We start from the raw sequence: 13,714 nt of genomic DNA on the forward strand, positions 1-13,714 counted from the left end.
GGGGAGGCGCGGTGCCGCGCCAGGATCATTGTCCGATGGTTCGCTTCGGTTGCAACCCGGGTCTGTGCGCTGGCGCTCGTTGGCATTCTGTTGTTGGCTGGCGGGCCGCTGCGCCGGCTTTCAGAACAGCACGCGGCTGCGCAGCGTGCCGGGCACGCGCGCGAGTTCGGCCAGCGCCAGCTCGGAGTGCGCGGCGTCGATGTCCATCACCACGTAACCCACGTCTTCGCGCGTCTGCAGGTACTGCGCCGAGATGTTGATGCCGTGGTCGGAAAAAACGCGGTTGATGCCGGAGAGCACGCCGGGCACGTTGCGGTGGATGTGCAGCAGGCGGTGCTTGCCGGGGTGCGCGGGCAGGGCGACTTCGGGGAAGTTGACGGCCGAGGTGGAGGTGCCGTTGTCGCTGTACTTCACCAGTTTTTCCGCCACCTCGATGCCGATGTTTTCCTGCGCCTCCAGCGTGGAGCCGCCGATGTGCGGCGTGAGGATCACGTTGTCCAGGCCACGCAAGGGCGACTCGAACATGTCCTTGTTGCTGTGCGGTTCTTCGGGGAAGACGTCGATGGCGGCGCCGAGCAGGGCCTGGTTTTGCAGCGCGCTGGCCAGCGCGTCCACCTGCACCACGGTGCCGCGCGAGGCGTTGATGAGCACGGCGCTGGGCTTCATGCGCGCGAGTTGCGCCGCGCCGATCATCCATTGCGTGGCCGGTGTTTCGGGCACGTGCAGGCTCACCACGTCGGCGGTGGCCATCAGCTCATCCAGGCTGGTGAGCGGTTTGGCGTTGCCCAGCGGCAGCTTGGTCGCCACGTCGAAAAACACGACGTTCATGCCCAAGGCCTCGGCCAGCACCGAGAGCTGCGTGCCGATGGCGCCGTAGCCCACGATGCCCAGGGTCTTGCCGCGGATCTCGAACGAGTTGCTGGCCGATTTCAACCAGCCGCCGCGGTGCGCCACGGCGTTCTTCTCGGGGATGCCGCGCATCAGCAAGATGGCCTCGGCCAGCACGAGTTCGGCCACCGAGCGGGTGTTGGAAAACGGCGCGTTGAACACGGCGATGCCGCGCTCGCGCGCCGCGGCCAGGTCAACCTGGTTGGTGCCGATGCAGAAACAGCCCACAGCGGCGAGGCGCTGGGCGTGGCTCAGCACCTCGGCGGTGAGCTGGGTGCGCGAGCGGATGCCCACGAAATGCGCGTCGGCGATCTTGGCCAAGAGCTGATCGTCGGGCAGGGCGCCGGGCAGGCTCTCGATCTGGCTGTAGCCCGCCGCGCGCAGCACCACCTCGGCCGAAGGGTGGATGCCCTCCAGCAGCAGGAAGCGGATCTTGTGCTTGTCGATGGAGGTCTTGGGGCCGGTCTGGACGGCTTGGGTCGGGGTGGTGGTGGCGGCGTTCATAGTTGACTAATGTAGTCGGGTATGGCGCCCAAGGCCATTTTTGAGGCCTTCGTCCCCGCGCCGCGCGGGGGATTCACCGCGGGTTTCAGGCCGGGCCGGCGGGAGCCATGAACAGGGCGGCCACCAGGTCCGACTGCGTGACCATGCCCACCAGACGGTCCTGCGCGTCGAGCACGGGCATGTGGTGCAGACCACCGTCGGAGAACCCGCGCACCAGGTCGGCGATGGCCTGTTCGGGGCGGGCGGTGCGCACCTTGCGGGTCATGATGTCTTCGACCCGGCGCGCGGTGTTCATGCGCGGCACGCGGCTGGGGGCCGGCGCGCTCTGGCCGATGAAAAAGTCGTGCAGCGACACGATGCCCACCAACTGGTTGCCGGCATCCACCACGGGCAGCGCCTTGATCTTGTGGTGTGCCAGGCGCGCCCAGGCTTCGTCCACCGAATCACCGGGGCCCACGCTCACCACGTCGCGCGACATGATGTCCTCGCACCGCACGCCGCCCCAGTGGCGGCGCTGCGCGTGCAGTTGCGCGCGCGTCATGATTTCTTCAAGGTCGTGGCGGTCGATGTCGAGCAGCTCGCCGAACGAGGCCAGCGCGGCGTCCAGATCCTCCTTGTTGTAGCCCACGCGCTGGGTGGGCAGCGGGTCGCGCGTGTCGTGGGGACGGCTCTTGGTCACGCCGTGGTGCGGGTAGCTGCGCCCCATGGCGTTGTTGAACAGCAGGGCCAGCGCCAGCATGACCGCCGAATCGGCGGCCACCGGCCAGAGCGCGAAACCGAAGCCCAGTTCGTGGATCGCCGGGCCGCCCAGCACGGCGGTGAGCGCCACCGCGCCGCCGGGTGGGTGCAGGCAGCGCAGCGCGAACATGGTCGCCACGGCGCCCGTGCCCGCCACCGCCGCGGCCAGGCCGGTGGCGCCCAGCCACTGGTGGCAGGCCACGCCGATCAGCGCCGAGAGCACGTTGCCGCCCAGGATGGACCAGGGCTGCGCCAGCGGGCTCGCCGGCACCGCAAACAGCAACACGGCCGAGGCGCCCATGGGCGCAATGAACCAGACGCTGGACGTGCCCAGCGCGTGGCGGCTGAGCCAGTCGGTGCACAGCAGCCCGAGGCCCACGCCCACGCTGCTCAGCCAGAGTTCCCCGCGACCGATGGTCAGCGGGGCCGGGTAGAACGAACGCAGCCAGTTCAGCAGCGGATTCAAGGGCGGGCTTTCAGCGACCGTGTGTCAACGCTGACCGGATCAGCCTGCGGCCTCCATCCCGTTGCGTTGTTTGGTGGGTGCGGTCGCGGGCGACACGAGGAACGCCAGCAGCGCGCGCACCGCGTCGGGCTGCGTGGAGGCCGTGGCCAGGCCGGCCGAGAAGGTGGTGATGATCTGGATGTCGGCGGGCAGCGGGCCGAGCACGTCGATGCCTTCCAGGCTCATGAGTTCGCTCAGCTGCTGGAAGCCCAGCTCGACTTCACCTTTGGCCACCAGCGAGCCCACGGGCACGCCGGGCGGGGCGGTGACGATGCGGTCTTTGATCTGTTCGGCGATGCCCCAGCGCTCGAAGAGCTTGGCCAGTTGCACGCCGCTCGGGCCGGTGGAGTAGCCCAGGGTGCGCGCGGCGAGCACGGCATGTTTCACGGCGGCTTCGCTGTCGATGTCGGGGTGCGGCGCGCCGCTGCGCACGGCCAGCGCCACGCCGGAGCGCACCACCTCCACGGTGCTGCCCGCCACGACCTTGCCGTCGGCGACGAGCTGGTCCACCGCGTTGGACGCGAGGGCCACGATGTCGAACGCTTCACCGGCCTGCACACGTTTGGCGGCGTCCACACCGCCCACGGATTCGAGTTCGATGACCGTGTCCGGGTGCACCTGCCGGTAGAGGGCGATCAGGTCGGCCAGCACCTGCTTGGTGGCCATGGAAGAAATGATGCGGATGGGGGACGCCATGCGGGCAACTCCGGAGTGCAAGGGGTTGGAAGGCGCGCCGCCGTGCGGCGGCGCGAACCCGTGCAATTTAACCGCAAGCCAACGGAGCGGTATTCCTCAGGCCGTGCGCGCACGCCCTCCCTTTTCTGCCCAGGTGCGCGTCCAGCGCACCTGCATCGTGCGCATCACGCCCAGCATCAGCACCGAGAACACCGCCATGATCACGAAGCCGGTGAGGAAGCTGTCGGTGTGCTGTTTGGACTGGCCCATCATGGCCGGCACGAGGCCGCCGCCCAGCGCGCCGATCTCGCCGATCATGGAGCCGGCCACGGCGGTGGAGGTGGGCCAGCGCAGCGGCACCAGCTGGAACAGCGCACCGTTGCCCGCGCCCAGCGCGGCGAAGCAGACGATCAGCAGCAGCGTGGTCAGCACGATGGAGTGCGACGACAGGCCCACACCCACCAGCGCGAACGACACCACGACCAGCACCACGGTCAGCGTGTTGACGCCGCCCCAGTGGTCGGAAATCCAGCCGCCGAAGATGCGCACCACCGCGCCCATCAGCGCGGCGAGCATGGTCAGCTGACCGGCCTGCACCTTGCTCACGCCGAACTGGTCGTAGTAGTAGGTGGGCAGGAAGGTGGTGATGCCGATGAAGCCGCCAAAGGTGACGACGTAGATCAGGCTGAAGACCCAGCCGTCTTTTTCCAGCAGGCAGGCCAGGTGGTCTTTGATCTTGGCGTGTTCGTCGCGGTCGGGCGGCTCCTTGGCCATGAAGGCCACCACCAGCATGGGCACGACCGAGGCGATGGCCGCAAAGCCGTACACCGTCTGCCAGCCGTAGGCCTGCGCCAGTGGCGGCGCCAGCAGCGCGGCGATGGCGGTGCCGGCGTTGCCCGCGCCCACCAGGCCCATGGCCAGGCCTTTGTACTTGGGCGGGTACCAGCCCGAGCCCAGCGACATGGCCACGCCGAAGCTGGCGCCGGCCACGCCCAGCAACAGCGCCATCTTGAGCATGTCGTCGTAGCTCTGCACGAAGAAGTAGCCGTACGCCATCGTGAAGCAGATCAGCGCCAGCTCGACCAGGGTCGCCGTCTTGCGGCCCACGTACTGCGCCAGCAGGCCGAGCGGGAACCGCATGATTGCGCCCGCCACGATGGGGATGGACAGCAGCAGGCCCTTCTGGGCCGGCGTGAGGTTGAACTCTTCGCTGATGAAGGGCGCCATGGCGCCGTTCATGACCCAGATCACGAACGAGAACGTGAGGTAGAAGAACGCTGCAAACAGCGTCGGTGTGTGCCCGCTTTTCAGGAACGTACGGAAACCCGCCATGGCGTGAACCTTTGAGAGAGAGGTGGGAGGGGATGGAAACCCAAGCCGCTGAGCGTCCGGGCCAGACGGCCGGGTGCGGTGTTTGGGGTGCGCCAGGCGGCCGGAGCCGGCCGTCTGCTGCGACTGAAAAGGCCTTCGTTAGCCTTGTCCGTATCAAGCAGATTTCATGCCCGATTCAGGGGCGTTTCAAGGGGCGCGGATGGCCCGCTGTGCACCAAGCTTGTGTCGCGATGAGCAGGTGGCGCAAAGAAAAGGGGCATGCCCGAAAGCATGCCCCTTTTTGGGTTGGTTGCGGCGCGAGCCGCCTGCCAGTTCAAGCCGCTTTTTCGACGTGCGCCTGGCGCGTGTAGAGGAAGTCGATCACGGCCTTGCGGTGGTGCTGGTATCGCGGATCGTCGGCCAGGGCCACGCGGTTGCGCGGGCGCGGCAGGTCCACGTGCAGCACCTCGCCGATGGTGGCGGCCGGCCCGTTGGTCATCATCACGATCTTGTCGGACAGCAGCACGGCTTCGTCCACGTCGTGCGTGACCATGACCACGGTGGCGTGGGTCTTGGCGACGATCTCCAGCAGCTCGTCCTGCAGCTTGGCGCGGGTCAGTGCATCCAGCGCGCCGAAGGGTTCGTCCATCAGCAGCACCTTGGGTTCCATCGACAGCGCCCGGGCAATGCCCACACGTTGTTTCATGCCGCCGGAGATTTCGCCGGGGCGTTTCTGCGCGGCGGCGGTCAGGCCCACCAGGGCCAGCGCGGCGTCGGTGCGCACCTTCAGCTGGATGCGGGTTTCGGTGCGGCTGAACACGCGCTCTACCGCCAGGAAGACGTTCTCGTAGCAGGTGAGCCAGGGCAGCAGCGAGTGGTTCTGGAACACCACCGCGCGCTCCGGGCCGGGGCCGGCGATCTCGCGGTCGGCGCAGAGCAGCACACCGCTGGTGGGCGTGGTCAAACCGGCGATCAGGTTGAGCAGGGTGGACTTGCCGCAACCCGAGTGGCCGATCAGCGCCACGAACTCGCCCTTGGCGACCGTGAGGTTGATGTCCTTGAGCGCGGGGAACAGGCCCTTCTTGGTCTTGAAGGTCTGTTCGACGCCTTGGATGTCGATGTACTTGGTGGTGTGGGTGTTGCTCATGGGTTTCTCCTTGTTCGGGGCCACCGCGGAACCGGCTTTGCCGGGCCGCTGGTGGCGCCCCCTTGAGGGGGTGACGCGCCGTTGGGCGCGGCGCGGGGGTGGTTAAGTCCTTACCTCTTCAAACGTGAACAGGGTGGCGAGTTTGATCAGGGCGAATTCGAGCAGCAGGCCGACGATGCCGATGACGAAGATCGCGATGATGATGCTGGAGACGTTGAGGTTGTTCCACTCGTCCCAGACCCAGAAGCCGATGCCCACACCGCCGGTCAGCATCTCGGCCGCGACGATCACCAGCCAGGCCGTGCCCACCGCCAGGCGCACGCCGGTCAGCAGGTAGGGCAACACGGCGGGGAACAGGATCTTGGTGAAGATCTTCCACTCGCTGAGGTTGAGCACGCGCGCGACGTTCATGTAGTCCTGTGGCACGCGCTGCACGCCCACCGCGGTGTTGATGATCATGGGCCAGATCGAACAGATGAAGATGGTCCAGATGGCGGCCGGGTCGGCGCCCTTGAACACCAGCAGGCCGATCGGCAGCCAGGCCAGCGGCGAGACCGGGCGCAGCAGGCTGATGAGCGGGTTGAACATGCGGCTCAGAAACTCGAAGCGGCCAATGGCAAAACCGGCAGGAATGCCGACCGCTGCCGCCAGGCCGAAGCCGATGGCCACGCGCTTGAGCGATGCCAGCACGTTCCAGCCCACGCCCTGGTCGTTGGGGCCGTTGCTGTAAAACGGATCGGAGAACACCTGCAGCGCCTGCGCCCAGGTTTCAGCGGGCTTGGGGATGCCGCTGTTGCTGGTGCTGGCGATCAGGTGCCAGACCAGCACCAGGCAGGCCAGACCCAGCACGGGCGGCAACACCGCCATCCAGAAGCCACGCAGATCGCGGCTCGCGGCCGATGGCCGGGCACTGACCGCGGCGGGTGCAGCGGGGGCTTCGGTCTTGGGTGGGCTCATGGCTTTTCCAACGGGGCTGGCATGGGAGGAAGCGGGCGGCGCGATGGCCTCCAGCGGGGAGTGAAAAACGGCGCTGACCATGGTCAATGTCCTTTCAGTGCAAAACTTGGAGCGAAGTGCCTACAACCCAGAACGCCGCGGAACCGGCTTCGCCGGGCCGCCAGCGTTGCCCCCTTGAGGGGGCCGCGCGAAGCGCGGCGGGGGTGGGTCACGCCTTGATCGCGAAGCCATCGGCGTACTTGGCGGGGTCCTTGCCGTCCCAGACGATCCCGTCCATCAGCTTGCTGCTGCGCATCGGGTCCTTGGGCACGCTGATGTTCATGGCGCTGGCGACCGACTTGTACAGATCGATCTGGTTGATCTGTTTGGCGATGCCGAGGTAGTCGGGGTGGCTCTTGATCAGGCCCCAGCGCTTGTGCTGCGTGAGGAACCACATGCCGTCGGACAGGTAGGGGAAGTTGACCTTGCCGTCGTTGAAGAACTTCATGTGGTTGGGGTCGTCCCAGGTCTTGCCCATGCCGTTCTGGTAGCGGCCCAGGATGCGCTGGTTGATCGCGTCCACACCGGTGTTGATGTAGGACTTCTGCGCCACGGTCTCGGCCATCTTCATCTTGTTCTGCAGGCCGGCGTCGATCCAGCGGCTGGCTTCGAGCACGGCCATCATCACGGCGCGCGTGGTGTTGGGGTACTTCTTGGTGAACTCGGCCGTGGTGCCCAGCACCTTCTCGGGGTGGTCGCGCCAGATGTCCTGTGTGGTGTTGGCGGTCACGCCCACGCCGTCCATGATGGCGCGGTGGTTCCAGGGCTCACCGACGCAGAAGCCGTCCATGTTGCCGATGCGCATGTTGGCCACCATCTGTGGCGGCGGCACGGTGATCAGGCGCGCACCCGAGAGCGGGTTGATGCCCGCGGCGGCCAGCCAGTAGTGCATCCACATGGCGTGCGTGCCGGTGGGGAAGGTGCCGGCGAAGGTGTAGTCGCGCTTGTTGGCGGCCATGAACTTGGCCAGCGACGGGCCGTCCACGGCGCCCTTGTCGGCCAGTGCTTTCGAGAGCGTGATGGCCTGGCCGTTGTTGTTCAGGCTCATGAGCACGGCCATGTCTTTCTTGGGGCCGGCGGTGCCCATGTGCACGCCGTAGACCAGGCCGTAGAGCACGTGGGCGAAGTCGAGCTCGCCGTTGACCAGCTTGTCGCGCACACCGGCCCAGCTGGCTTCCTTGCTGGGGATGATCTTGACGCCGTACTTCTTGTCGAAGCCCAGCACCGAAGCCATCACCACGCTGGCGCAGTCGGTCAGGGGGATGAAGCCGATCTTGACTTCTTCTTTTTCCGGGGCGTCGGAGCCGGCGGCCCAGACGCCGCTGTGACCCAGGGTGGAGAAGAAGGTGGCGGTGGCCGCACCCTTCTTGATGAAGTCGCGGCGCGAGGCCTGTGCCGGTGTCTCGGGCACGGTCGCCACGGTGGGTGTGGTGCTGCTTGCGGTCATGTCCAACTCCTTGCTGATTAAAAAAGCGGTGGCCAAAAACAAAACGGCGCCCATTTCCAGCCCAGCTTGGTGCGGGCTTGAAATGGACGCCGTTGTCCTGTGTGTCTCGGGAGACTTCGGGATCGCGCCGCCTTTGGCGCTCACCCTTTGCGTTTTATCAAGCAGGGACCGTGCCAGATGGCCGGCGCCATCGGGTGATCTGACGAAGAGCCTTGTTATTCAAGGAAAAAACGGTCCATGCAGGCGGCCCGGCAGGTGCTTCGGATGCCCGCCACAGGGCCAGAACCCGGTGCGTCGGGCCTCAGCTTGGTGCACCGGCGGGGTGCGGCACGGGTTTTGTGCGCTGCAGCACCGCGCGTGGTTTCAGCGCCGCCGCTCGGGCAGCACCTCGGCCATGGACAGTACCGCTTCGGCCACGTCGATCAGGCGGCGGTTCTGGTTCATGGCCATCTGGCGCAGGGTCTTGTGGGCCTCGGCCTCGCTCAGGTTGCGGTGCGCCATCAGCAGGCCCTTGGCGCGCTCGACGAGCTTGCGTTCGTTGAGGCTGGCGCGCACGGTGTCGAGCTCGTCGCTGACAGCCTGCAGGCGGCGCGCCTGGTCCTGCACCAGATCGAGGATCGAGCGGTCCAGCTGCACGCCATAGGCCTGCGCCGGGCTGGTGCCGCTCACGTGGTCGGGCACCGGGTCGTGGAAAAACGAGAGCGCGTCGTCGGGCTGGACCGCAACCGGGTGGATGCCCTCGAAGGCCAGCAGCTCGGTCAGGGCGGCCTGGGTCTTGTGCTCGCACAGGCGCTGCAGGCTGTCGGCCAGCCGGTCTTCCACCGTTTTCATGCGGTCCATGCGCAGGCTGCAGCAGTCGAACCACGGCTGGCTCTGGTTGGCGTCGAGCGGGCTGCCGTCGGCGGCGGTGCAGAGCACACGGCGCAGGCGCTCCAGCTCGGCCCGGGCGTCGACGGTGTCGCGGTCGGCGGTGGCCCAGAGCGTGGCGAGCTCGTCGCTGGCGAATTCCTTGAACACCTGCAGGCAGCGTTCCTGCGAATCGATCAGGTGCAGCAGGCGCTGTTGCCCGGCGCTGTCGGCGCGGCCGCTGGCGAACAGGGCCGAACCGGCAGCGCGCTCCTGGCCGGCAAATTCCTTGCCCTGCATGAAGTTGAACAGCGCCACCAGCTGGCGCGAGATGGCGGGGTCGCTGGCGCTGTCGGCGGCTTCGAACACCACTGCCAGCAGGCCGGCAATGAGGCGCACGAAGGCCTCGGTGGTGTCACGCGCCGTCCAGACCTGGGTGTCGATGCGCTCGCGCAGGGCGGGCAGGGCGTCCAGCCCGTGCAGCACATAGGCGATGCGGCTGAACAGGCGCGCGCCGTGGCCGAGGTGCGCGGCCTGGGTGTCGAGGCTGTCGAAGCAGCGGCGCAGCTCGGCTTCGGTGGCCTGGCATTCGGTGATCTGCTGGCGGCGCGGCTCGGCGAAGCGGGTGCCCTGTGAGCCCAGGAACAGGTTGGTCAGGCCGCGTTCGCGCTGCAGGCCGTGCACCAGCCGCCCGGTCACGTTCACCAGCGCGCTGGTGAGCGAGAGCTGGCGCAGCGCGTCGATCTCGCAGCGTTTGGCGGCGATGAGGAAGTTGAGACCCGATTTCATGTGAGGTGTAGAGGTGACGCGGGACTGGAGCAACAAACATGCCGCCAGTCGGTGAGGCGGAAGCAGACAGCGCCCGAAGGGGCATTGTGACGCCACGTACACTCCCGGCCATGCTGATCTTGGGATTCGAATCGTCTTGCGACGAAACCGGCGTGGCCCTGGTGGACGCCAGCGGCAGCGCCGTGCCGCGGCTGCTTGGCCATGCGCTGCACAGCCAGATCGAGATGCACCAGGCCTACGGGGGCGTGGTGCCCGAGCTCGCGAGCCGCGACCACATCCGCCGCGTGCTGCCGCTCACCGACGCGGTGCTGGCGCAGGCCGGCCTGCCGCTGTCGGCCGTGGACGCCATCGCCTACACCCGCGGCCCGGGCCTGGCCGGTGCGCTGCTGGTCGGTTCCGGCGTGGCGTGTGCGATGGCCATGGCGCTGGGCAAGCCGGTGGTGCCGGTGCACCACCTCGAAGGGCACCTGCTGTCGCCGTTCCTGAGCGCCGACCCGCCCGAGTTTCCGTTTGTGGCGCTGCTGGTTTCCGGTGGCCACACCCAGCTGATGCGGGTGGACGGCGTGGGCCGCTACGAGCTGCTGGGCGAAACCATCGACGACGCGGCCGGCGAGGCCTTCGACAAATCGGCCAAGCTGCTGGGGCTGGGTTACCCCGGCGGCCCGGCGCTGGCGAAGCGGGCGGAGCAGGGCAGCGCCACCGCCTACAAGTTCCCGCGCCCGCTGCTGCACAGCGGCGACCTGGATTTTTCGTTTGCCGGCCTGAAGACGGCGGTGCTGACCCAGGTGAAGCGGCTCGCGCACGCGCGACCCGAGGGCCCGGCCACGCCGCAATTGGCCGAAGCGCTGGACGCGGCCCAGATCGCCGACGTGGCTGCCAGCGTGCAGGCGGCCATCGTCGAGGTGCTGGTGAAGAAGTCGCTCGCGGCCATCGAATCCACCGGGCTGAACCGCCTGGTGGTGGCCGGCGGGGTGGGTGCAAACGCCTTGCTGCGTGAGCAGCTCAACGCCGCGTGCCAGAAGCGGCGTGTGCGCGTGCACTACCCCGAGCTGCACCTGTGCACCGACAACGGCGCCATGATCGCGCTCGCCGCTGGCCTGCGTTTCCAGGCCGGGCTGCTGCCCGACGCGGCGGCTGCGCCGGCCTACCACTTCGACGTGCGGCCGCGCTGGCCGCTGTCGGAGCTCGGCTGAACATCACGCCTGAAACCGCCCCCGGGTGAAATACCCGGGCGGGGTAGTCGTTGTAATTATGAATTACACTGCCCTGGCCTGTCGCTCAAGTGACACTTGGCACCGGGCAGTCCCGCCGGCAGGTATTGAACAACGGAGACCTTTTCCATGAAATTTCCCCTCTTGATGCGCCGCCGCGTGCTGGCCGCCGCGCTGCTGGCGGCCTCCTGTGCCACTGCCGTGCTGGCCCAGAACCCGGCGGCATCCGCAGCCGCCCCCATCCGCATCGGCATGATCGAGGGCCTGTCCGGCCCGTTCGCCAACACCGGCGAGGCGGTCTACCGCAATCTGGTCTGGGCGACCGAGCGGGTCAACGCCCGCGGCGGCGTGAAGCTGCCCGGCGGCAACCGTCCGCTGGTGATCGAACGCTTCGACAGCAAGGGCCAGACCGAAGAGGCGCTGTCGGCGCTGCGCTCGGCCATCGACCGCGACATCACGGTGGTGACCCAGGGCAACTCCTCGGCAGCGGCCTCGGGCCTGATCGATGCCATCAACAAGCACAACGAGCGCGAGCCGTCGCGCCAGGTGCTGTTCCTGAACTACTCGGCGGTGGACCCGGTGCTGACCAACGAAAAATGCAGCTACTGGCATTTCCGCTTCGACGCCCACGCCGACATGCGCATGACCGCGCTGATGAACGTGCTGCGCGAAGACAAGGACCTGAAGAACATCTACCTGATCGGGCAGGACTACAGCTTTGGCCAGTCGGTGCTGCGCGAAGCCCGCAGCCAGCTGGCCGCCAAGCGCCCGGACGTGAAGATCGTGGGCGACGAGCTGCACCCGATGGCGCGCGTGAAGGACTTCGCGCCCTACGCCGCCAAGATCAAGGCCAGCGCCGCGCAGGCCGTGCTGACCGGCAACTGGGGCAACGACCTGACGCTGCTGGTCAAAGCCGCGCGCGAGGCCGGTTTCGAGGGTTCGTTCTACACCTTCTACGGCAACGCCCTGGGCGCGCCGGCGGCGATCGGCGACGCCGGCATCGGCAAGGTGGTGGCGGTGGCCGACTGGTTCCCCAACGTGCCGACCAAGGATTCCGAAGCGTTCTACCAGTCGTTCCGCCAGCGCTTCCCCAACCCGGCCGACGACTACGTGCACATGCGCATGCAGCTGATGGTCGAGTCGCTGGCGCAGGCCATCGAACGCGCGGGCTCGGTCAACGCGGCCGCCGTGGCGGCGCAACTGGAAAAGGTCGAAGTCAAGCTCGCCGGCCAGACCGCACGCATGCGCGCCGCAGACCACCAGTTCCAGCAGCCGCTGGCCGTGGCGGTGATGGACCGCCAGGGCGCGCCGGGCGTGAAATTCGATGTGGAAGGTTCGGGCTACGGTTTTCGCGTCATCCGCCAGCTCACGCCGCAGCAGGCCGAGCAGCCGCACAGCTGTAACATGGCCCGGCCCTGATCGAGGGCTGTCATTGGGGAGCTTTCATGCGGGCAGTGGTGGAGAGTCTGGAAGAGTCGCGCATCCGCGAGGTGGCCAATGAAGGGCTGGGCCGCAGCGATGTGCTCAAGTTCTGGTTCGGCGAGAGCGACGAGGTCACGCCGGCCTTCATCCGCGAGGCGGCCATCGCCTCGCTGCACGCGGGCGAAACCTTCTACGCCCACAACCTCGGTCTGACCGAGCTGCGCCAGGAAATCGCCGTCTACACCCACGGCCTGCATCCCCAGCACAACACCGACCACTGGTTCGACCGCATCGCCGTCACCTCCGGCGGCGTCAACGGCCTGATGCTGGCGTCGCAGGCGCTGGTGGACGCGGGGGACGAGGTGGTGGTGGTCACGCCGGCCTGGCCCAATCTGGTGGCGCAGCCGCAGATCATGGGCGCGAAAGTCAGGACCGTGCCGCTGCGGGTGGTTGACCAGGGGGACAACGCGGGTGCCTGGGCACTGGACATGGCGGCGCTGCTCGCCGCCATCACCCCGGCCACGCGGATGCTGATCGTCAACGCCCCCAACAACCCCACCGGCTGGACGCTGAGCCGCGACGAGCAGGCCACCATCCTCGCCCACTGCCGCCGCACCGGCACCTGGGTGCTGGCCGACGAGGTGTACGAGCGCCTGTATTTCGCGCCCGACTCGCCCAACGGCGCGGCGCCGAGCTTTCTCGATGTGTCCGAACCCGAAGACCGGCTCATCGTCGCGCACAGTTTTTCCAAGAGCTTCCTCATGACCGGCTGGCGGCTGGGCTGGCTGGTGCTGCCCCAGTCGCTGACCCACGCCGTGGGCAAGCTGATCGAGTTCAACACCTCGTGCGCGCCGGTGTTCGTCCAGCGCGCCGCCGCGGTGGCGCTGCAGCGGGGTGCGGAAGTCACGCCCGCACTGGTGGCCCACCTGCAGACCTGCCGCGACACGCTGGTGCCGCTGCTGAAAGCCGTGCCCGGCGTGACCCTGGCCGAACCCAAGGGCGGCATGTACGCCTTCTTCCATCTGGACGGGCACAACGACTGCCTGGACACCGCCAAGCGCCTGGTGCTCGAAGCCGGCCTGGGTCTGGCGCCCGGCAGCGCTTTCGGCCCCGAGGCCGCGGGCTGGCTGCGCTGGTGTTTTGCCAGCCGCGACCCGCAGCGCCTGGCGCAGGGCGTGGACCGACTGCGGGCGTGGTTGACCAAGTAGGGGCCAATCCCCGAGCGAGCGCGTCGA

The 13,714-nt window shown here is 67.8% G+C and carries 11 protein-coding genes; 3 read left to right on the forward strand and 8 right to left on the reverse strand.

Translation table 11 applies throughout. The features are described 5' to 3' along the window. Positions 1-120 precede the first annotated feature (120 nt). The 8 genes from serA to F3K02_RS11775 all read right to left on the reverse strand — a co-directional run bounded on the left by serA (position 121) and on the right by F3K02_RS11775 (position 9,846). A complete protein-coding gene (serA, locus tag F3K02_RS11740; RefSeq protein ID WP_177135783.1) occupies positions 121-1,392 on the reverse strand; it encodes a phosphoglycerate dehydrogenase in 1,272 nt (423 codons plus the stop codon). Between the two features lie 85 nt (positions 1,393-1,477). Continuing rightward, positions 1,478-2,596: an HPP family protein gene (locus F3K02_RS11745; protein ID WP_177135784.1), complete on the reverse strand. Its 1,119-nt coding sequence runs from the start codon at positions 2,594-2,596 to the stop codon at positions 1,478-1,480. A 39-nt stretch (positions 2,597-2,635) separates the two neighbouring features. Then, entirely contained in the window at positions 2,636-3,331 is a 696-nt protein-coding gene (locus tag F3K02_RS11750; RefSeq protein WP_177135785.1) for a substrate-binding domain-containing protein, read from the reverse strand. Positions 3,332-3,427: 96 nt separating this feature from the next. Beyond that, positions 3,428-4,642 (reverse strand): MFS transporter, encoded by a 1,215-nt coding sequence (locus F3K02_RS11755; RefSeq protein ID WP_177135786.1) that lies wholly within the window; start codon positions 4,640-4,642, stop codon positions 3,428-3,430. Positions 4,643-4,955: 313 nt separating this feature from the next. Continuing rightward, complete coding sequence (locus F3K02_RS11760; protein WP_177135787.1) at positions 4,956-5,768, reverse strand: ABC transporter ATP-binding protein; 813 nt, start codon at positions 5,766-5,768, stop codon at positions 4,956-4,958. 102 nt (positions 5,769-5,870) lie between these two features. Next, positions 5,871-6,806, reverse strand: coding sequence for a nitrate ABC transporter permease (ntrB, locus tag F3K02_RS11765; RefSeq protein ID WP_177135788.1), 936 nt, complete (start codon positions 6,804-6,806; stop codon positions 5,871-5,873). A 127-nt stretch (positions 6,807-6,933) separates the two neighbouring features. Next, the gene (locus tag F3K02_RS11770; protein ID WP_177135789.1) at positions 6,934-8,211 is read right to left on the reverse strand and encodes a CmpA/NrtA family ABC transporter substrate-binding protein; all 1,278 of its coding nucleotides are present in this window, start codon (positions 8,209-8,211) and stop codon (positions 6,934-6,936) included. A 363-nt stretch (positions 8,212-8,574) separates the two neighbouring features. Continuing rightward, entirely contained in the window at positions 8,575-9,846 is a 1,272-nt protein-coding gene (locus F3K02_RS11775) for a nitrate regulatory protein (RefSeq protein ID WP_177135790.1), read from the reverse strand. 110 nt (positions 9,847-9,956) lie between these two features. Between F3K02_RS11775 and tsaD the strand changes: the two genes are divergently transcribed. The 3 genes from tsaD (at position 9,957) to F3K02_RS11790 (ending at position 13,687) form a co-directional block, all read left to right on the forward strand. Next, positions 9,957-11,039: a tRNA (adenosine(37)-N6)-threonylcarbamoyltransferase complex transferase subunit TsaD gene (gene tsaD, locus F3K02_RS11780; RefSeq protein WP_177135791.1), complete on the forward strand. Its 1,083-nt coding sequence runs from the start codon at positions 9,957-9,959 to the stop codon at positions 11,037-11,039. Between the two features lie 147 nt (positions 11,040-11,186). After that, positions 11,187-12,476, forward strand: a complete 1,290-nt coding sequence (locus F3K02_RS11785) for a branched-chain amino acid ABC transporter substrate-binding protein (RefSeq protein ID WP_177135792.1) — start codon at positions 11,187-11,189, stop codon at positions 12,474-12,476. Positions 12,477-12,502: 26 nt separating this feature from the next. Further along, positions 12,503-13,687: a pyridoxal phosphate-dependent aminotransferase gene (locus F3K02_RS11790; RefSeq protein WP_177135793.1), complete on the forward strand. Its 1,185-nt coding sequence runs from the start codon at positions 12,503-12,505 to the stop codon at positions 13,685-13,687. Positions 13,688-13,714: the final 27 nt, after the last annotated feature.

The sequence above is a fragment of the Hydrogenophaga aromaticivorans genome, assembly GCF_013387465.1.
GTDB lineage: Bacteria > Pseudomonadota > Gammaproteobacteria > Burkholderiales > Burkholderiaceae_C > Hydrogenophaga > Hydrogenophaga aromaticivorans.